17 protein-coding genes are annotated in these 20,410 nt (G+C 49.8%); 5 read left to right on the top strand and 12 right to left on the bottom strand.

Translation table 11 applies throughout. The features are described 5' to 3' along the window. Positions 1-108 precede the first annotated feature (108 nt). From cooS to BUF15_RS07860, 3 genes are all read right to left on the bottom strand, one after another. Positions 109-1,998: an anaerobic carbon-monoxide dehydrogenase catalytic subunit gene (gene cooS, locus BUF15_RS07870; RefSeq protein WP_073612923.1), complete on the bottom strand. Its 1,890-nt coding sequence runs from the start codon at positions 1,996-1,998 to the stop codon at positions 109-111. A gap of 158 nt (positions 1,999-2,156) precedes the next feature. Beyond that, positions 2,157-2,819, bottom strand: coding sequence for a Crp/Fnr family transcriptional regulator (locus BUF15_RS07865; protein ID WP_073612922.1), 663 nt, complete (start codon positions 2,817-2,819; stop codon positions 2,157-2,159). 205 nt (positions 2,820-3,024) lie between these two features. Further along, positions 3,025-3,915: a LysR family transcriptional regulator ArgP gene (locus tag BUF15_RS07860; protein ID WP_073612921.1), complete on the bottom strand. Its 891-nt coding sequence runs from the start codon at positions 3,913-3,915 to the stop codon at positions 3,025-3,027. Positions 3,916-4,023: 108 nt separating this feature from the next. Here BUF15_RS07860 and BUF15_RS07855 point away from each other — a divergent pair, with 108 nt between their 5' ends. The 5 genes from BUF15_RS07855 (at position 4,024) to choV (ending at position 9,424) form a co-directional block, all read left to right on the top strand. Further along, complete coding sequence (locus BUF15_RS07855; protein ID WP_073612920.1) at positions 4,024-4,641, top strand: LysE/ArgO family amino acid transporter; 618 nt, start codon at positions 4,024-4,026, stop codon at positions 4,639-4,641. An 862-nt stretch (positions 4,642-5,503) separates the two neighbouring features. Further along, entirely contained in the window at positions 5,504-6,442 is a 939-nt protein-coding gene (locus BUF15_RS07850) for a choline ABC transporter substrate-binding protein (RefSeq protein ID WP_084553724.1), read from the top strand. A 158-nt stretch (positions 6,443-6,600) separates the two neighbouring features. Beyond that, complete coding sequence (locus tag BUF15_RS07845; protein ID WP_073612918.1) at positions 6,601-7,350, top strand: sulfotransferase-like domain-containing protein; 750 nt, start codon at positions 6,601-6,603, stop codon at positions 7,348-7,350. A 12-nt stretch (positions 7,351-7,362) separates the two neighbouring features. Beyond that, positions 7,363-8,226 (top strand): choline ABC transporter permease subunit, encoded by an 864-nt coding sequence (gene choW, locus BUF15_RS07840; RefSeq protein WP_073612917.1) that lies wholly within the window; start codon positions 7,363-7,365, stop codon positions 8,224-8,226. A gap of 10 nt (positions 8,227-8,236) precedes the next feature. Further along, entirely contained in the window at positions 8,237-9,424 is a 1,188-nt protein-coding gene (gene choV, locus BUF15_RS07835; protein ID WP_073612916.1) for a choline ABC transporter ATP-binding protein, read from the top strand. 156 nt (positions 9,425-9,580) lie between these two features. Here the strand turns inward: choV and BUF15_RS07830 are convergent, their stop codons facing one another. From BUF15_RS07830 to BUF15_RS07790, 9 genes are all read right to left on the bottom strand, one after another. Then, positions 9,581-11,086, bottom strand: coding sequence for a hybrid sensor histidine kinase/response regulator (locus BUF15_RS07830; protein WP_159441249.1), 1,506 nt, complete (start codon positions 11,084-11,086; stop codon positions 9,581-9,583). Between the two features lie 192 nt (positions 11,087-11,278). Further along, positions 11,279-11,665: a response regulator gene (locus tag BUF15_RS07825; protein ID WP_073612914.1), complete on the bottom strand. Its 387-nt coding sequence runs from the start codon at positions 11,663-11,665 to the stop codon at positions 11,279-11,281. Positions 11,666-11,718: 53 nt separating this feature from the next. Further along, the gene (locus tag BUF15_RS07820) at positions 11,719-12,645 is read right to left on the bottom strand and encodes a methylenetetrahydrofolate reductase (protein WP_073612913.1); all 927 of its coding nucleotides are present in this window, start codon (positions 12,643-12,645) and stop codon (positions 11,719-11,721) included. After that, complete coding sequence (locus BUF15_RS07815) at positions 12,642-13,310, bottom strand: methylenetetrahydrofolate reductase C-terminal domain-containing protein (protein WP_073612912.1); 669 nt, start codon at positions 13,308-13,310, stop codon at positions 12,642-12,644. The genes BUF15_RS07820 and BUF15_RS07815 overlap by 4 nt, the downstream gene beginning before the upstream one ends. A gap of 31 nt (positions 13,311-13,341) precedes the next feature. Continuing rightward, on the bottom strand, positions 13,342-13,785 hold the full coding sequence (locus tag BUF15_RS07810; RefSeq protein ID WP_084553758.1) for a hydrogenase iron-sulfur subunit: 444 nt from the start codon (positions 13,783-13,785) through the stop codon (positions 13,342-13,344). Then, positions 13,785-17,444, bottom strand: coding sequence for an FAD-dependent oxidoreductase (locus BUF15_RS07805; protein WP_073612911.1), 3,660 nt, complete (start codon positions 17,442-17,444; stop codon positions 13,785-13,787). The genes BUF15_RS07810 and BUF15_RS07805 overlap by 1 nt, the downstream gene beginning before the upstream one ends. Continuing rightward, positions 17,441-18,310 carry a CoB--CoM heterodisulfide reductase iron-sulfur subunit B family protein gene (locus BUF15_RS07800; RefSeq protein WP_073612910.1) on the bottom strand — a complete coding sequence of 290 codons (870 nt, stop codon included), beginning with the start codon at positions 18,308-18,310 and terminating at the stop codon, positions 17,441-17,443. The genes BUF15_RS07805 and BUF15_RS07800 overlap by 4 nt, the downstream gene beginning before the upstream one ends. After that, positions 18,307-18,870, bottom strand: coding sequence for a 4Fe-4S dicluster domain-containing protein (locus tag BUF15_RS07795; RefSeq protein ID WP_073612909.1), 564 nt, complete (start codon positions 18,868-18,870; stop codon positions 18,307-18,309). Before BUF15_RS07795 ends, BUF15_RS07800 begins: the two co-directional genes overlap by 4 nt. After that, on the bottom strand, positions 18,842-20,410 hold the full coding sequence (locus BUF15_RS07790) for an ATP-binding protein (RefSeq protein ID WP_073612908.1): 1,569 nt from the start codon (positions 20,408-20,410) through the stop codon (positions 18,842-18,844). The genes BUF15_RS07795 and BUF15_RS07790 overlap by 29 nt, the downstream gene beginning before the upstream one ends.

Raw genomic sequence — 20,410 nt, 5'->3', positions numbered from 1 at the left:
CAGAAATAATAGAGTGGATTGATAATTATTGCGATGATGACATTATACCGTTGTCAGACTTAGCTCTTGATTCAAGTGGATAAGCCAAGAGCTAAGTCTGGTATCGAATTAGGCAGAAAGTCCAAGCGACAATCGCTTCAATTTGATTCTTTCATCCATTTTCTCTGCTGCCTTGACATAATCAGGTTCCACAAGGAACGCTGCACCAAATATATTTTCCAATCCATTTAAGGCAATATCTGTGACAAGTTTAGAACCGGTTATTTGCGGCGGGGTGCCAATATGCACGGGAATCCCGGATGCCACGCAGTACAAGCCGATAGCAACAGCTTTCTCAGAATACCATTCAGGGGAGCTGCCCCAAACTGGCAAGTCGGAGATATCAACACCTAGTGCATTCGCTATTAAGCCGCAAAGATGAATTACTCTTGAATTATCGACACAGGAACCAAAATGGAGGACAGGAGGTATCTTGAGAGCAGAACAGATTTTCTTCAATCCGGGGCCAGCCATTTCACTGCCCTCGGGAACGAGAAGCCCTGCCTTTCCAGCGGCCGTTGTAATACAGCCGGTTGCCAGTACCAGAATATCTTTTTTTATCAATTCCTTTGCCAAGCCTACGTTCTGGGAGTCGTGCTGGAACTTTGGATTATTGCATCCTACGATTGCCGCTACCCCTCGAATAGATCCTTCTTTTACGGCATCGAGCAGCGGGTCGAGGCTGCCGCCAAGCATATTCAGCAAAGCCTCATTTGAAAAACCGGTAATAGTGTCTACTGCTGCAACCGGGATCTCGACCCGTGATTGATCACGTAGCGCATAAGCTGCTATTGCCATTTCGATGATTTCTTTTGCCTGATCTGCAGCCGTTGCGGTGTTGAAAGAAATATGCGTAGCCCCGGTAAATTGTGCCTTATCAGCTGTAGTGATAAATTTGGTATGATAACAGGCGGCGACTTGAACCATGCTTGGCATTATGCACTGGTAATCAACGACAACGGCCTCGACTGCGCCGGTGACAATTGCCAGCTCTGTCATAAGGTGATTTCCTGCCATAGGAATCCCCTGTCTGCCGAGAAGCTCGTTGCCAGTACAACAGAGACCTCCGATATTGATGCCTTCTGCGCCAGCTTTCTGAGCTTGAGCGATCATCTCAGGATTTCTCGCAGCTGCAAGCACCATCTCAGAGACTACTGGATTATGGCCATGTACGAGGATGTTGACCATATCAGCTTTAATCACCCCAAGATTCACCTGGGACCTTGATGGGGTTGGGACACCAAAGATAATGTCGGAGAGTTCGGTACCGATCATCGATCCACCCCAACCATCAGCCAAGGCAGTTTTGGCAGAATGCAACAGAGTGCTCACGGCATCATTGTCACAACCCATGTGCGTTCTATGCATCATTTCGGCAATTTCCCGGTCCACCCCGCGCGGCATAACTTTATACTTTTTCCAGATCTCTCTGCGCACTTCTGGTACGCGACTGACAAATCCGAGCTCTTTTCTGCGGCTGCCAAAATCTGCGAAACAGGCTTCTACCAGGTCCTTCGCAATTGCCATGGTTTCCCGGTTGTCAACGGATATGCCAAGTTCTGCCGAGACCCTACGTAATTTGTCTTCGTCAGAGATTTTATAATCATGAGCCTCTCCCTCGGTAATGGCTTCAAGGACTTCAATGAGATCACGACCATGGTCCGAATGTCCTGCTGATCCACCCGCAACAAAGCGGCCGAAATTTCGAGCCACGATAACGTCTCCATCAGCTCCGCAAACACCTCGCTGCATTTTGCCGTCTTCCTTGAGACTTATTCTGCAGGGTCCCATGTTGCAATTTTTGCAGGTCAACCCAAGTTCACAGAATTTGCATCCCGGCTGCTGCTGTTCGAAGCGGTCCCAAACGGTTTCAACCCCGTCTCTTCTCGCCTTTTCAATCATTTTTTGGGCATCTTCCCAAATGGTTAAATCTTTAGCTGGGGTGGGCTGTTTGGACATGGTAACTCCTCAAGTAGTATTGAATTTATCATCTAGCTGTTTCGCTTTTGGGGTAAAAGCTGAGGCTAGATTATTTCACTCAAATGGGGATACTACTATGGAGGACTATGTAAAACTGTCGCGTGGCCGACAGAGGATTGAAAACTTGTGCAATGGTTTCAGGAGAGGGTAACTCCCCCTACAGATTCTAATGCCGACAGGTTTGGGATGAGGAATTTTCCGCGCTCGGGTCTTTCGATAAGCCCTGCTCTGACAAGATCGCTGAGGAGCATTGATACCGTTTGCCGTGTTGAACCTACTAAACGCGCAATCTGCTCGACAGACAAGTCGATTTGGATCTGTACACTGCCATCTTCTAAAGACATACCGTGTCTTCTCGCCTCATTTGATAATAAGGCAACCAAACGTGAATTTACATCCTTGAAAGCCAGCCCATCAATTATGGTGAATGAAGTTTTTAGAATATTACCGAGTACGCGAACCATGGCCTTTGTTACCTCGGGATCTCCAACCATTCGTTGCCTGAATGTTTTTACATCTGTCATCAAGACAACTGCATCTGTGAGAGCCTGGACAAATGTTCCTGTATGTGTTGAATAAATGTCGCCTTTGGTAAGTATACCGAGGTTAAACTCCTTTTCTTCGCAGCCAAGATAGACTCTTACCCTACCGCTCACTACAATAAATACCTGGTTGGATCCCATTCCTGGTTGGCAGATATATGAGCCCTTGGAGAATTTGTGATTGATCAACACCGAATGAAGTTCTGCAAATTCAGGACGCTGCAGATGATCTAGAAGATTTTCCTCTAAGAATTTCATTTCTTTCCTATCTCAAATTATTCCAGGATGTTCGTGTATATCTTATCCCATCTGGCTTCCAGAAAATGAAAATATAATTTAATGCATTCTCCTTATCAGGAGAATACTCTTAATCGTTATATATATCTGTCAGCTACCTGACAGATATGTACGCTATTACCTGTCGTGCGCGAAAATGTTAACGAATGGGAGAAGATATAGGGGCCTACTCATCCAGTAGCGCTATGGCACCGAGAATGAGTTGCCTTGAAAAATTGACCAGCAGCTTTGATTTCAAGTTCCAGCAATGCCAGTAGAGTTTGACGGGGATGTTGTGATCAGGTGCCAGATCAACAAGCCGACCGTCTCTCGTAAAAGGCTCGCTCTGCTGACGTGGTAACATTCCGTAACCAAGGCCCATCTCAATGAAATTGACGAATTTTTCAGAGGATGGCACATAGTTGGCTGGTATGGAGTCAGGTACTTGTCCGAAGACGAGCTGGAAGAGTTTATTGTGTAATGCATCCTTACGGTTGAAAATTATAGCGGGGGCACTGCAGGCATCAGCAATGGTGAGTCCGGAAGGGAACCATTTTTTCGCAAATTCCGGAGAGGCATACATGTGGTAATTCATCTGCCCCAGGTAGTCGAGTCTACAACCTTGCAAGGGCTGATCCTTGGTACTGATACATCCTACCGCATCACCATCTTTGAGTAATTGGTGGGTCTGTTCCTGATCATCGACTCTAATATCCAACAAGACACCATTCTCTTTGACAAAAGATTGAATTGCGGCAAGAAACCAGGTGGCAAGGCTATCTGCATTAAGAGCTACTGCTATGGGCGTGTACCTGTTGTCACTCTGTAAAGCCATCTCTCCGAGGAGATCATCTTCCAGCCGCTTGACCTGAAGATAGTGTTTTAAAAGATATCGACCAGCCGAGGTTAGCCGGGGAGGTGATGTGCGCGCTACCAAAATCTGTCCCATCTGCTCTTCGAGGAGTTTTACACGCTGAGAGACAGCCGATTGAGTTATGTTCATTGCATGAGCTGCTTTGTCAAATCCGCCACCCTGAGAAACAAGCGCCAATGCTTCGATGAGTTTATAATCAAGCATAATGAAATATTATTAGAAGAATTTATTGGATATAAAAACAATTAATTTTACTTTCTAAACTGTCTCGCCTATTTTCTCAAGTAAACACTAGTTGAGGAAATTGAAGGAATGATGATAGCACCTTTTATACAAGGATTTGGGGCGGGTGGGGGACTGATTGTAGCCATAGGTGCGCAGAACGCCTTTGTCCTATCCCAGGGAGTTCGTGGCAATCACCACGTGATCATTGCGCTTATATGTATTCTTTGCGATGCCATCTTTATCACTGCTGGAGTCGCAGGCATAGGTGGCACGGTGTCCGCCGATCCGGCTTTAGCGCAGTGGGTAACGTGGGGTGGGGCGGGGTTTCTCTTTGTCTATGGCTGTGGTTCTCTTCGCTCTGCCGTAAGGGGCGGGAGTCTTGAAACAAATGATCGTACCGTCCTGTCTTTGAACGCTGCTGTCATGACAACCTTGGCAGTGACACTCCTTAACCCGCATTTTTATCTGGATACGGTCGTACTCCTGGGTAGCATTAGCAGCCGGTTTGATGGCGAAAATCGTTTATTGTTCTGGGCAGGCTCTGTCTCTGCTTCGACACTGTGGTTTATCTGTCTCAGCCTTGGCGGACAGATGCTGGCACCAGTCTTTAGGAAACCAATATCATGGCGGATTCTCGATACCTTGGTATGGGCTACCATGTGGACAATTGCCGCGTCATTACTCATGCCAGGGATGCTTGATTGAAAAGAAAAACGTCCACTCAGTTGTTTTCAGACTCAATATAGCGCTGCTGTGCCTGACAAAAAAAAGCATCTTTGAGTAATTTTGTGTAATACGAAGCGATAGTGAGTTTCTTGCCGGTATTTGTCGTTTCGCTGTACAGGACCTCGACAATTCCATAGGTATGGAGGTTATTACTATAGAAACCTCGCTCATATTGATTTGATTCCAGCTTTTATATACGTTATGCTCTTGATGTTCCTTCTGTTACTACCATCATGCTTGTGAGCGTTGGGCGCTTCCATGTTCACGGCGGGAGCTTGCAAGACATTACATTTTTCACAATTTAGCTGGTGATGGGTTGTCCGAAAGCCGAGCATGGATATTCTCATGAACATTGTGCTGTGTGTAATTGTGATGTGATATCGTTATAATATTAAGATGTTGACCTTGTGTTACCTCCCCCTATCTTTATTGAAGGTCTGCTCATCCGGAACTATTTTTCATGGTGTTTCGTTGGTGGCTAGACACAGCTAAAAAATCCTTTTGAAACAATGGATCGCAGCTTCGCATTTACTGATTGATGATTTCGGTTTGACGACGATCCCGCTGCGGTACTGGAGCACGAGAGAAGGTTGTCTTGCCCAGATTGGTAGTGGGGTCAATGGGGCTTTTGAGCAGTATTTCTCTTTGTAAAACAGCCGAAAAACTGCAGTAGCTGAGTTCGAGGAGCTTTAGGATTTAGTCCTTTTGACATCCGTCTTTGGCGCTATTGTCCTGTAGCATAAAGCGTGAAGTTTGAAGAGGTGTCCAGGGAAGAATGTGAAACGATGCGGCCTGGAGGTTTGCCGCTGCAAAGAAGAATATTCATTTTGAGGAGAAAATTATGCGATGTGCTCTTAGAGCATGGTTGATGACATTGTTGGTAATGACTTTTGGTGCTTCAGGAGTGCAGGCTGTTACCTGCGGGCAGGTCCGTTTTTCCGATGTAGGTTGGACAGACATCACTGCTACTACAGCCCTGACCAGTGTTGTTCTTGAAGGTCTCGGCTATACCACCAAAAGCCACGTCCTTGCTGTACCTGTAACTTTTGCCAGCCTGAAAAATGCGGATATCGATGTATTTCTGGGACTCTGGATGCCGACTATGACTGCTGATGTCAAGGCATACAAGGAAGACGGTAGCGTAGAGGTGCTTCGTCCAAACCTTAAAGGTGCCAAATACACTCTTGCCGTTCCCAAATATGTTTATGATGCAGGCGTGCATGATTTTATTGATCTGCAAGCGCATAAGGACAAGTTCAAATCCCGCATCTACGGGATAGAGCCAGGGAATGACGGTAACCGTCTCATTCAGGATATGATCGACACTGACGCGTTCGGCCTCAAGGGCTGGAAGGTGGTTGAGTCCAGTGAGCAGGGAATGTTGAGCCAAGTCGGGCGGGCGGCGAAGCGCCAGGAATGGGTTGTCTTCCTTGGGTGGGAACCTCATCCAATGAATGCCAATATCGATATGGCTTATCTGGCTGGCGGTGACGCATATTTCGGACCGGATTACGGAGGGGCCACTGTCTATACCACGGTTCGCAAAGGGTATAGCGAGGAATGTCCAAATGTAGGTACCCTTCTCAATCAGCTTGAGTTCAGTCTTGCCATGGAAAATGAGGTGATGGCGTTAATTCTTGACGATGGCCTGAAGCAGAAACAGGCCGCCAGGCAGTGGCTGGTCAAGAATCCAGGAGTTCTCGATTCTTGGCTTGAAGGAGTGAAAACGGTTGATGGCAAACCGGGCCTGGCTGGAGTCAAGGCGTCGTTGGGCTTGTAAGTTTTTTTTCTGCACTTGTTATAGCGTGCCGGCTTAAGCCGCCACGCAGCAGTGTGACTCCTACCGGTTCTTGCAGACGCAGAACCGGTTAACTTCGGCTACCCGGGTAACTACCACCCCTTAACAGCGGTTTGCCGGCAAACGATACCCCAAAAAACATGACCATGAATACTATCGTAGCGCTATGGACACATCCACGATCTATTTCCACTGCTTTTGAGCGGGTGATAATGGAGCGTGGTGATTTCAATATTTTGCATGAGCCTTTTTCCTATCTTTACTATGTCAAGGGTGAGGATGCCACCATTGGCCAACAGTATGTTGATCCGGATCACCCCACAGATTATCAGGGTATCAGGGAGCATATTCTGCAGGCAGGGGCTGAGAAACCTGTCTTTTTCAAGGACATGTGTGCCCACTGTCACACCCAGCTGGCGGAGGATAAAAATTTTCTGGCGCGGCTGACTAACACTTTCCTCATTCGTGACCCGGCCAAGACCATTGCCTCTTTCTACGCCATGAATCCCAAAGTGACAGCCGATGAGATCGGTCTTGAACAGCTTGCGCAGATTTTCCAGGCTGTTGCGGCTCAGAACGGGGAGCCACCAATTGTTGTTGATGCCGAAGATCTCGAAGATAATCCAAATGAGACAATCAACGCGTATTGCCAACGGCTTGGGATTCCATTCATTCCAGAGGCCATGACCTGGGAAGCCACGCATAAAAAAGAGTGGGATATCTGGAAAGACTGGCACCGTGACGCTGCTCAATCTACGGGTATTGTCAAAAATATGGAGAAGTTTCAGGAGACGGTGGACAACAATGAGCATCTGCGTGGCTATTATGAAAAGCTGGTACCATTCTATAATGAAATGTATGCTCATAAACTGACGCCTGTAGCGCCGTAAGAAAAAATAGAAATGGATCTTACACCCTCGTTTTTGTTGAATAAAATACCAGTAGGTCAATGGGTCGCTAAAGGGCTGGAGTTTCTAACCAGTAATTTTGACCAACAGTTCCGCTTCTTCTCAGATGGGCTGGAGTGGCTTATACTTTGTACCATTGATTTGCTCACCGTGACCCCACCCTTGATTGTTATCAGCGGCGTCATGGGCCTCTGGTACGTGTTGCATCGTAATCTCAAGGGTGCGGTTGGGTTGGCTTTGGCTTTACTATTGATTCTCAACCTGGGTTATTGGCAGGAAACCATGGAGACGGTAGCCCTGGTCCTGTTTGCCACCCTTATTTCTGTATTGGTGGGGGTGCCGATTGGGATTCTAGCTGCCCGCAAGAGCTGGCTTTATATTGGTCTGCGGCCGGTGCTCGACCTTATGCAAACCATCCCGACCTTTGTTTATCTGATTCCTACCTTGATGCTTTTTGGTCTGGGGATGGTGCCAGGGTTGATTTCCACGGTGGTTTTCTCTGTACCTGCGCCGATTCGTCTTACGTACCTCGGGATAAGCGGCGTGCCGAGGGAACTGGTGGAAGCTGGAAAGTCTTTCGGGGCATCACCACTGCAACTTCTTTACAAGGTAGAGCTTCCCCATGCCATGCCGACAATCATGGCCGGACTCACTCAGTGCATCATGCTTTCCTTGTCGATGGTAGTTATTGCTGCCCTTGTGGGGGCTGACGGTCTGGGCAAGCCTGTTATTCGTGCCTTGAATACTGTCAATATGGCTCAGGGTTTTGAGGCGGGACTGGCGATTGTCATCGTAGCCATCGTTCTGGACAGATTGCTGAAGCAGTCCGATCAAAAGACCTCTTCACAGGACCGATAGGAAGGAGATGATGGAAGCAATCAGATTTGAACATGTAGATGTCCTGTTTGGTCCGGAACCGGAAAAAGGACTGGCCTTGTTAGATGAGGGAGCCGACAAGGACAAGATCTATCAGGAAACCGAGAATATTGTCGCCGTCCATGATGCCTCTCTTTCAGTTAATCGTGGTGATATCTCCGTGCTTATGGGCCTTTCCGGATCGGGAAAGTCCTCACTGCTCAGATGTATCAATGGCTTGAATAAGGTCAACCGGGGTCGGATGCTGATCCGGGATAACGGTTCAATGGTGGATCTCTCAACCTGCGGCAAAAAGGTGTTGCATCAAATACGGACGGAGAGGATCTCCATGGTTTTTCAACAGTTCGCTCTTATGCCCTGGCGGACTGTATGGGAAAATGTCAGCTTTGGCCTGGAGTTGTCCGGGGTGCCGCGTAAAAAACGTGAGGAGCTTATCCGCACCAATCTTGAGTTGGTCAAGCTTGAGGAGTGGGCTGATAAATATCCGAGTGAGCTCTCCGGTGGCATGCAGCAGCGAGTGGGTTTAGCCCGGGCGTTGGCCACCGATGCCGATATTTTGCTGATGGACGAGCCGTTTTCTGCGCTTGATCCTCTGATCCGTGAGCATTTGCAGGATGAGCTGCTTATGCTTCAGAAAAATCTCAGGAAAACTATCGTTTTTGTCAGTCATGACCTCGATGAAGCATTAAAGCTTGGTAATCAGGTGTCGATTATGGAGTCCGGCCGTATCGTTCAGACAGGCAGTGGTGAGAATATCCTGCTGAACCCTGCCAACGACTACGTCCGGCAGTTTGTCGCCTCAATGAATCCGCTCAAGGTATTGAATTGCAATGCACTGATGCGGCCGGTGACGGAACTTTCAGTAGAACCGAGTCGGGATGCCGGGATCGTCCTTGACGAAGATCGAGGCATAGTCGGTCGGGTTGATATCGATGGATGTCTTGAGCAGGTTGCCTGCGACGGGGCCATTTACAAAATGGTGGAACTGAATGATGTGAATGATATGAAAACGCTGTCTGCTAACACCATTGTTACTGGGACACCAGAGACTTCCATGCGGGATGCGGTGGAGATTAACCACCACTCGGGTCATCCGATGCCTGTGCTTTCTGAGGATAACCGGTTGATAGGGGTAGTTGGCAGGGAGGAGATCCTGGGCGGGATTGTCCGGGATAGTTGAGGTGAAGGGAGTAGGAAAAAGTACGGCTATAACCCTGTAGAATTGTGACAGCTTTGGCTATTTTTCTATTTTTTTCGAAGAAAAATTGACCGACTGGAAGAAAAATAGCGTCAATCAGAGCGTGTATGAAGTTAAAGAGCAGGGTAGAGCTTTTGCTCATTGTGATTCAATTGTTGCTTTTTCTTCCATCGCAGGTTGTGGGGTGATGGGGAAACTCAACGTAAATGTTGTGCCCTTCTCGAGTTCCGAGTTGACCTCGATATATCCTTGGTGTGCATCGACGACTTCTTTCACAAGCGAAAGACCGAGGCCGGACCCGGTAATATGACGGGTTGCTTTGCCTTTGACCCGGAAGAAACGATCGAAGATATGCGGAAGGTCTTCCTTGCTGATTCCGATACCGGAATCTTTGACCACGATATTGGCAAATCCTCCACTTATTGAGGTGGAGATGTCTACTTTGCCACCATCAGGGGTATATTTCACCGCATTGGAGATGATGTTCATACACGCAGAGCGGATATGGTCGTAATCAACATTGAACCACCATTCTTCTTCGCTCGGGTTGTAGGTGATGGTGATACCTCTGTTCTTTGCCTGCAGGGTGATCACGTCAAGGATGTGGTCAAGAACTTCATGACCACGGATAGGTTCAAGGTTGAACTCCACCGTGCCGTTTTCCATCTTTGAGAGATTGAGCAGGTTGTCGATCATGGAGAGGAGATCGCGGGTACGGACGGTGATACGGTTATGCATGGTGGAGCAGGCCGCGCCGGATTCATGCTCGCAGCCAATTTGCAGGGCATAGATCATCTGCTCAATGGATGCGAGAGGTGACTTGAGTTCATGAGCGACCATGGCTACAAAGTCCGACTTCATCCGGTCAATTTCCTTGTGGGTGCTGATATCCTCAAAGGCGGTGACCGAGCCGATCACCACACCATTGTCGACGGTAACAGGGGCGCAGTGGGCGCGTAAAAATTTTCGTGAGATGGTTCCCGGCGGAAATTCGCGGGTAACAACACTGGAATTGGCCATGGCCTGCTTCACCATATTCACAGCGGTGTCATCAAGTATTGAGGCTGCCAGTGGTTTGCCAATGACCGGGTCGGTCTGGATTTCAAGAATCTTGATGGCGGCGGGGTTGTGATGGACCACAATACTGTTACTGTCGGTGATAACCACCGCTTCAGCCATACAGCCGAAAACGGTTTTCAGTCGGCTCTTTTCGTTCTGGATAGCCGCGAGATTTAATGAATGTTCCTCGCGTAATCGTTCCGCTTCGGCTGAAAGCTTGATTTTTTCGGCAGCACGACTGACAACGATCCGGATATAATCTGGGGTAAAAGGTTTACCGACGAAATCGAACGCGCCCTGTTTCATGGCGGTGACAGCTTTTGAGACAGTGGCAAAACCGGTGACCACCACCACTTCTGTCTGTGGCCGGTTTTCCTTGATCCAGTCAAGCACGGCAAACCCATCAATTCCCGGCATCATCAGATCGAGCAATACAATATCGAATCCGCTGTTGCGGATCATCTCGATCCCTTTCTCGCCATTTTCTGCCTTGGCGATTTCATATCCTCTGCCGGACAGGGCCCTCTGGACGCCTTCGCGGATTACTTCCTCATCGTCAATTATGAGAATTCGGATGTCTCCCATTTCTTTCTCCAGAAAAATAATTCCTTTATCCGACAACCACCGGAAATACTCCTGCAACTGTCTGTGCGCAGTCAGAACCATTGCCATCCCGATATTCACTGATTGGGATGGCTCTATGGCTACTGTAATGTGCAGTTTTCTCGTTTTAAGCCAGCTGCCTTGACTGTGCTTACAGGGCAGCTGGCTTGCGGGTTATACCAGCCAGCGCCGTATCAGGCTTAGCAGCTCCGGCGGATCGACCGGTTTTGGCATATAGTCTTCCGCCTCACTCTCCAGCATATCGCGATGCGAATACTTGGAAGTAGTGACCCGGTCGGCCACCGCAGTCAGTAAAATTATCGGTATCTCACGAGTCTCAGGGTTTTTCTTTAATGCGGCGCAGGCAGCGTGGCCGTCCATCACCGGCATCATGACATCGAGCACGATCAGGTCAGGTTTTTTCTCCTTGACCATTTCGAGACCTTCCTTGCCATCAAAGGCAACCCGAACATCATATCCTCCACTTTCAACTATCACTTTTACGGCTTCGACGAAATCAGGATCATCGTCTACCAGAAGTACGTTCTTTTTCTCTGCCATAGTTTCCTCCTTGTCTTGAAGTGAAGGATGAGAAAAACTCTCTCCTTCTCAGGTCAGTCGACATGCGGTCTTGGTAACAGCCCTGCGTCCCCTACGATTTTGCCCAGTTTTTCTTCCCATTCAATCGCCATCACATGCACTCCGGCGACACCTTCTATTTCTTTTAATTCCTGAATTTGCTCGACACACATCTCAATGCCCTTGGCAGCCTGTTTTTCCTTTGGCTCATCGGCAATGCGCTTGATCACATCATCCGGAATGTCCATACCGGCCACAAACTTCTTCATGAATTTTGCCATGCCAGCCGATTTGAGTGGTGTAACCCCTGCCAGGATCTTTACCCTGTCGTGAAGGCCCATTTTTTTTGCATCTTCCATGTACTGTTTGAATTTGGCCATATTGTAGATGCACTGGGTCTGGACGAAATCAGCTCCGGCGTCGACCTTGAGTTTAAAGCGCGGCACCCTGATCTCATAAGGGTCGGCAAAAGGATTCACGGCGCAGCCGATATAGAATTTCGGTTCCCCCTCAAGTTTTTTCCCGGACGGAAAAATGCCTTCATCCCGCATGGTTTTCACCATGTGGATGAGTTGAATCGAATCGATATCAAAGACATTTTTTGCTTGTGGATCTTCACCGAATTTCTGATGATCGCCTGAGAGGCACAGCAGGTTTTTTACTCCCATGGCCGAGGCACCAAGCAGATCAGATTGCAAGGCGATACGGTTACGATCGCGGACCACCATTTGAATAAGAGGCTCCGTTCCACATTCTTTCACCAGCAGGCAACCTGCCAGCGAACTCATGCGCACGACCGAAGTCTGGTTGTCGGTAACATTACAGGCATCGACATTTCCTTTCACGAACGCGGCTTTTTTTCGGACGATTTCAGCATCGGCGCCACGGGGCGGCCCGCACTCAGCAGTGACAGCAAAATGGCCGGCGGCCAGTACCTTTTCAAGGTTGCTTCCAGCTTTCATAATGTCATGTCCTCCCTGATGATGCGGCGCGGACCACCGTCTCTTGAGGTCGACCAGCCTTTGTAGGGGATGAGCTTGCCGTAATTCTCCAACTGATTCAGTGCTTTTAACCGATCAATGATGAGCTGCCAGCCGCAGGCTACATCTGGTGACACCTCACAGATACCCTTGGCTGAACCACCGCATGGACCATGGAAGAGCGATTTGGCGCAGCGACTGACCGGGCAGATACCTCCGGTGAGGTGAAGGACACAGTCACCGCAACCCTGGCATCGCTCAGCCCATTCTCCCTGGCGTTCGGTGACGCCGAGAAAACCAGTGTTAATCCCTGGTAGAACAGGGGTCTTTTGAAATTTCTCTGCAACGAACTGGATGCCTGCCCCACAAGCGATAGATAGCACCGCATCGTAATCTTCAGCGTAGGGGCGAAGTGCCTCAAGATATTCAGGGTCGCACTGGCGCTCCAGGCAGACTTCTTTGATTTCCAGCTTGTTATCCTTGGCCTCGCGGGCAAGGCGAAGTGAAGAGGAGAGCACCTGCACCTCCTTCTCACCACCGACCCGACAGACCGTGACGCAGCCAAAGCATCCGGCGACGACGATCCGTTTGTAGGGCTCAAGCATAGCCAGTATTTCATCTATCGGTTTTGGGGTTCCGGTAATCATGGATGGTATCTCCTTCTTCAGCTCGAAAAGGTTATGCTGTAACCTGTTCCGCTTTCGTATTGCGAACCTGGTTGATGATGCTTGGCCCGAGCTGATCGATATGCTCGGAAAATTCATTGGCATAGGCGGCAAACTTTGCGCCTTCTCCGGCGCTCAGGTTGTACATCCGAACCCGATCACCGCCGATACCGATCGACTCCAGTATGTCGGAGACTCTCTGTACCCTGGCCCTGGCCCTGATGTTACCGGATAGGTAATGGCAGTCGCCCTCTAAGCAACCGACCACCATTACACCATCCGCTCCTCCCTCAAAGGCCTGTAAAATTATTGCTTCCTCGATTCTGCCGGTACAGGGCAGCATGACGATGGAGATCGAGGAGGGGTATTGTCTTCGTTCCGAACCTGCCAGGTCCGCAGCCGAGTACGCTCAGTGACGGCAGGCAAAGGCGACGATGTTGTTTGCTTTCGCTGGCATCATGCAATGTCCTCCTCGACGGCTTGGGGTTCAGGTCGCTCAGATCGAATCTTGGCGAACATATTCTTATCGTTATAACGACCAAGTGAGATGGTCTTGGCCGGACATTCTGCGACACAAATGCCGCAACCATGACATAGCGCGGGGTTGATCTCGGCGCTATGTTCGGCATTGATTACCGGAACACCGTATGGACAGGCCCGCACACACGTGAGGCATACTGCACAGTTTTTCGGGTCTACCTTCGACACCACCGCCGAGAGTGTCAGCTTGTCACGGGAAAGAATGGTGAGTGCCCTTGAAACAGCCGCCTGCGCCTGGGAGATGGTCTCCGGAATATTTTTCGGCCCGTGCGCGGTACCGGCCATAAAGAGTCCTTCGCTTGGCAGATCAACCGGTCGAAGTTTGGCATGTGCCTCAATGAAGAAGCCATGGCGGTTTCTGGTGCAGCGCAGCATGGACGACAGTTCGTCCGTGTCCCGAGGTTTTATGCCTGTGGAAAGTACCAGCAGGTCGGGGTTAAGAAAGACATCGCTGCGAATCGAAGGATCATTGACAAGAACCTGCAATCCTCCTTCAGTAGAAGAGAGAATTGGCATATTCTTTTCAGGCTCATACCTGATGAAGTTCACGCCAAGTTCCCTGGATTTGCGATAACTCAGTTCCCCGAGACCATAAGTGCGCATATCACGATAGAGGATATCGACCCTGCCTTCCGGACGAAGTTTTTTGAACGAAAGGCTGTTTTTTACCGCCTGGTTGCAACAGACACGTGAGCAGTAATCCTGCTGTTCCTTGTCGCGAGAACCGACGCACTGGATCATGACGATATGTCTGGTGAGAGAGAATTTTTCCGGTTCATCTGCCATCATCCGTTCGAATTCGGCCTGGGTGACGACCTGTTTGGATTCGCCAAGACTGAAAAGGCTGGGGCGGTTTTCCATGCCGCCGGTGGCAAGGATGATCGCGCCATGCTTCAGTGTACGCTGGGCACCGGTTGGAGTGATGATCTCTGTCTGGAAGGCACCGACAAAACCTGAATGTTCTACCACCATAGAACTGGTGTAGACCTTGATGCGTTCGTCCTGCCGGACCTTGGTGATCAGGGTGTTGAGATATTCCTGAATGTTGCGATGATCAGTGGTTTGGCGAAGCGTATTGAGATTGCCACCGAGAGTCGCCTCTTTCTCCACCAGGAACACAGAGCACCCCTGGTTGGCCGCCGACAGTGCGGCGTTCATTCCGGCGACACCCCCGCCGATGATGAGCAAGCGGGTATCGACAGGAAACTCCATCTCCTGCAGCGGCTCTGTCTGGGATGCGTTTGCTACAGCCATACGGGTGAGGCGTTTGGCTTTTTCTGTGGCCTTGTCGGGTTCCAGCGGATGGACCCAACTGCATTGATCGCGGATGTTGGCCATGTCAAAATAATACTTGTTAAGGCCTGCCGCCCGGATTGTGGACATGAATAACGGTTCGTGGGTGGTGGGCGAGCAGGCCGAAACAACTATACGATTCAGGTTGTTTTCTTCGATAATGGTGCGCATCTGTTCCTGCGAATCCTGGGAACAGGTGTAGAGCGGTTTGTCGACATAGACCACGCCGGGCAAGGTTCGAGCGTACTCCATGACCTCGGGAACATTCACTACCGAAGCGATATTGGTGCCGCAGTGGCAGATAAACACCCCGATTCTTAATTCTTCATCGGGCTGCAATTCTCTTTCGGTCGGAAGCTGTTCACGGGTAATGCGACTGCCGCGGGCAGAGGCAATAGCGGCGGAAGCCACCTGGGCTGCGCCTGAAGCCTCACTTACCGTTTCCGGGATGTCTTTAGGGCCGTTGAAGGCACCGCTGACATAGATGCCAGGTCTTGAGGCTGCCAGAGGCGAAAAGGTATCGGTGACGGCAAATCCGTATTTGTCCACCGCAATGCCGAGCAGATCTGCGAGTTGCTTACTCGATTCATGAACCTGGATGCCAACGGAAAGCACCACCATGTCAAACTCTTCTGTCAGCCTTTTTCCGGTTTCATCGGTGTAACGCAGTTCGAGATTACCGGTTTGGGGATCTTCATAGAGGCGGCTGACCATGGCCCGAACGTACCTGACCTTGTTCTCCTTGGCGCGCTCGATATATTCGTCGAAGTTCTTGCCAAAAGAGCGCATATCGATATAGAAGATGGTCGGCTCGATGCTCTTGTCATGCTCGCGTGCGATATAAGCCTCTTTGGTAGCGTACATGCAGCAGACCGATGAACAATACTCACGGTTGCAGCTGTGATCACGTGAGCCGACACATTGGATCCATGCTATCTTTTTGGGATGGCTGCCGTCACCTGGACGTGTGACTGTGCCGGAAGTAGGTCCGGAGGCGGAGAGCAGTCGTTCAAATTCGATAGAGGTGACCACGTTCTGGTAAATCCCATAACCAAATTCTGCTCGCAGTTTTGGATCGGAGACTTCAAAGCCAGGTGAGTAGATGACTGAGCCAATTTCAACGGTTTGTTCATTGATCTCGTCTCGGTAGTTAATGGCCCCGACGCCGCAGATTGAACTGCAGATTCCGCAATTACCGGTGTTGAGCTGGACGCAGGAATCCGGATCGATGGTCGGTACTCGCGGTACCGCTTGCGGGTAATGGATGTTGACCGGCTTTCTGCGATTGAGGCGTTCATTGAACTCATCAAGGAGTGGTTGGGCTGTTCTGTTGGTAAGTTTCTCCATGGCCAGATAGTCCACCGGACATACAGAAATACATGATCCGCACATCTGGCAGATGTCAACGCCGGCTTCAATACCCTGTTCATGAAGCTTCAGGGCGTTGATGCCCATTGCCTCTTTACACATCATGGCGCAGAGGCCGCAGCGGATGCAGTGCTCCGGTTGATTCTTGGCAAACGCCTTGCGCAATTCCTGAGATCTGGTGACGATAGCTGCACCAAGACTTTTTTCCAGTTCAGGGGCATTGCTTATTTCGACAGCATTGAATTTGTCGGGGCAAGCGGTAAAGCAGGCTCCGCAGCCCGTACATTTTGCGGAATCAACGTTGGCCGTATTGCCTTTTTCCCAGATGATGGCATTCTGCAGACAGGCTTTGCTGCAGAGTCCACATTTGCCACATTTTTCTTGATTGACCGAGAATGTCCAGGCGGCAAGACTTGAAGGGTTTGGCAACTCTTTTACGGTTATAAGCCGCTTATCTTTGGACTTAGGGTATTTTTTCTTGCCGTCGTCATCTGTTTGTTGTGGAAACTCAGAACGATAGGTGACAGGGCAGGTGTATTCACAGAGGCCGCAGCCGGTGCATTTTGCGATATCGACAAAGCGGGCATGACTTCTGATAGTTGCAGAAAAATTACCCTGTTCACCGGTAAGACCGGTCAACTCACTGTGGGTGAACAGCTCGATATTCTTATGGCGTCCTACTTCAACCAGTTTCGGTGAGACGATACACATTGAGCAGTCGTTGGTAGGAAAGGTTTTATCGAGCTGGGCCATCTTGCCACCGATGGCCGGCGACTTTTCGACCATATAGACCTTAAAGCCGCTGTTGGCCAGATCGAGAGCCGACTGCATGCCGCTGATGCCGCCTCCGACAACGAGCACTGCCCCCACGGGCAGCGGAGTTTTGATGCTGGTCGTTTGGGGATCGAGATTCATCGTGTCTCCTCCGTGCTGGAAAGAGCGGCCTGGTTCAGATGGTTCTGCAGAACCTGGGCGGAAACTAGATGGACTTTTTGCTGTTTTTCAGGATAACTTCCGCTCATCGCGGCGGTTATCAGCTCGGTTGCATAATAAACAGGTATGTGTGGCCCGGACGGATTGATATCGAGTTGTCGACCTTCGACATTGGCCTGGCACATCGGACAATCGGTAACCATGGCATTGGCACCGCCACGCTCTGCCGCTCGTACGATATCGCCAACCAGTTTGCCGGCGATATCCGGCCGGGTCATGGTGAGACTGCCGGAGCAGCATTCGGTGCGGTGACTCCAGGAGACAGGACGAGCGCCTACCGCCGAGACTATGGTTTCCAACGTTGTTGGCATTTCGTGGTTTACGGCATCAGTGAGGTGTTGAGGTCGAAGTGACAAACACCCGTAATAGCAGGCAACCCGCATATCTCCAACAGGCCGGGAAATTTTTGCTGAGATGCGTTCCAAAATTTCGGGTTTTGCAAGAAACGTCGAGATGTGGACCAGCTCGAATTTAGGGCTGTAGTCATCGACATCCCAGTGGTAAGGGTCGTGTTTCAATGCTTTGTCTGCCGCTTTTAATCGTTGAAAACAGGCCGGGCAGGGCACGAGAATGTCAAGCTTTTCATCTTTGACCTGCATCAGATTCCTGATGGAGAGACGCATCGCCACTTCGTGGTTGGTCATATGTGCTGACGACGCACCGCAGCAGTTCCAGTCAGGAATTTCCACCAACTCAATATCGAGGGTGTTGCAGATATCCAGGATCGATTCGTTGTAGTCACGGGCGGTGCCCTGCAGCGAGCAGCCGGGGTAATAGGCCATCTTCATCGCTCATACTCCTTTCCCTTGCCCGCAAAGATGTCGCGGATTTCCGGTTTACCTTCGATGGAGTGGGGCACGAGGCTCAATTTGCCCTTCATAAACATGGAGAGACCAAGTTTCATGTCACCCATATAATCGCCCGATCGCAATTTATATGCTCCGATCATGCCGATCTCGTAGGTTCGGCCCCAGCGTTTGACCGATTCCATAAAGGAAAGATGGAAGGCAGGCACCTGTGGTACAGCCGGTTTGATCCCCTTTCTGAGTGCAAGCTCTCGCATAACATCCATCAGCCCAGTTATGTCGATACTGTTCGGGCAGCGAGTGGCGCAGGTGTCGCATGAAGCGCACAGCCAGATAGTCTCGCTGGCCAGCAGTTTTTCCTCCATGCCGTAACCGGCAAGTCGCACAACCTCCATGGGCTGCAGGTCGAAAAAGTCAGCTATGGGACAACCGGCAGAGCAGCGACCGCACTGGTAGCAGGTCTGGACGTCGATATTTCTCTCTTTCAACTTCTTCAGGAACTTTCGGTTCCCCTTAGCCGGTGAAATAGTCATGTTCTGCATGGTTTTCTCCAGTTGGGGTTTCCTGCACTGCAGGAAAACGCAAGGCAAAGGTGGTGCCCTCAGAAGACGATTCGGCAACACGGATGGTGCCCTGGTGTTCCTTGACAATGGCGTAGGAGACGGAAAGGCCGAGGCCGGTGCCTTCTCCCGGTTTCTTGGTGGTGAAAAATGGATCAAAGATCTTCTCACGAAGTTCCGGTTCTATACCATGGCCGGAATCGGAGATGAGGATTTCGGCAATATCACTGTTGGCACGATTCCTGGAGGTGATTGTCAGCTTGCCTCCGGTTGGCATGGCCTGGGCAGCGTTGACCAGAATATTCATGATTACCTGATTGAGGCGAATGGCGTTGCCAAACACTGGCCGCAATTCGCGATCAAGGTTGAGAACGATTTCGATATTATGAAACGATGGTTGATTTTTCAGCACTCCAAGGGTTTTCGTGATGACATCATTCAGGTTGAGTTGATCCATCTCGTAGCTGGTCTGATGGGAGAATTCCAAAAGGTCGGCGACAATAACCTTACAGCGTTCCGCTTCGCGGATAATCGTTTTGAGATCGTCCTCAAGGACATGGTTTTCACCAAGATCTTCAAGGACCATGTTGGCATAGAGCATGATTCCTGACATCGGATTATTGATCTCATGAGCCACGCCAGCTGCGAGCCGGCCAAGGCCAGCCATTTTTTCCGATTGCATCAGCATTTGGTGTGTATTTTCTAGATCTTCCTCGATCTTCTGCATTGCCCTCAGGTCAGTAAAAATGCCATAGGTGGCTATTTCCTGGTCGTTGTCATAGATGATGCCGCCGGAAAAGCTGACCGGGATATCCTGGCCACTCTTATGTTTCACTACCAGTTCTTGATGGCGGAGTTTGCCTTTGCCGCCAAACTCATTGCTGCGCATCCGTTTGATGACCTCATAAGCCACTCCTTCGTTATAGAGTTGAGTGACATGGAAGCCGGCGCCTGCCAGGGTCTCTTCTTCTGAATAGCCAAGTAATGACTGGGCACCCTGGTTAAAAAGGATGATGTTGCCGGTCATGTCGGCGGCGATAATGCCATCCACCGAAGAATCGATGAGGTTATGGAAAAAGACATTTCTGCGGCGGAGTTCCCGCTCGAGAATTTTTAGGTGCGTAATTTCTATAAGATAGAGGATGTAATAATCGGGACGAGATGGAGGGTAGACAAAAACCACATCAAGCATCCGCTTTTCTTTCCCTTCTTTCGCTATAGTGATTTCTTTTCTGAATCGTGAGGATTGTTTGCCGGTTTTATGCGCAAAAAAATCAACAAAGAGAGCAAAGAGATCTTTGTTGTCTTCGCCGAGAACAGTGCCGAGGTGGCTGCCGCCAAGCTGGGCGAAAGGAACATCGAGAAATAAGCTGGCCGCCGGATTGGCGTAGGTGATCCTGTGGGATGTGTTTACTACCATGACCCCGTTAGGTGTTTCTTCAAGGATCTGATAGAGATAGAGGTCAGACTTGAGGTCTTCACCGCCCATGATCCCCGTATTTCCAGGAAGTCGGCTGGCCAT

This window comes from Desulfopila aestuarii DSM 18488 (genome assembly GCF_900143695.1).
GTDB classification, from domain to species: Bacteria; Desulfobacterota; Desulfobulbia; order Desulfobulbales; family Desulfocapsaceae; genus Desulfopila; species Desulfopila aestuarii.
Note: the sequence above shows the minus strand (reverse complement) of the source record. Positions and strands in the feature narration are given on the sequence as shown.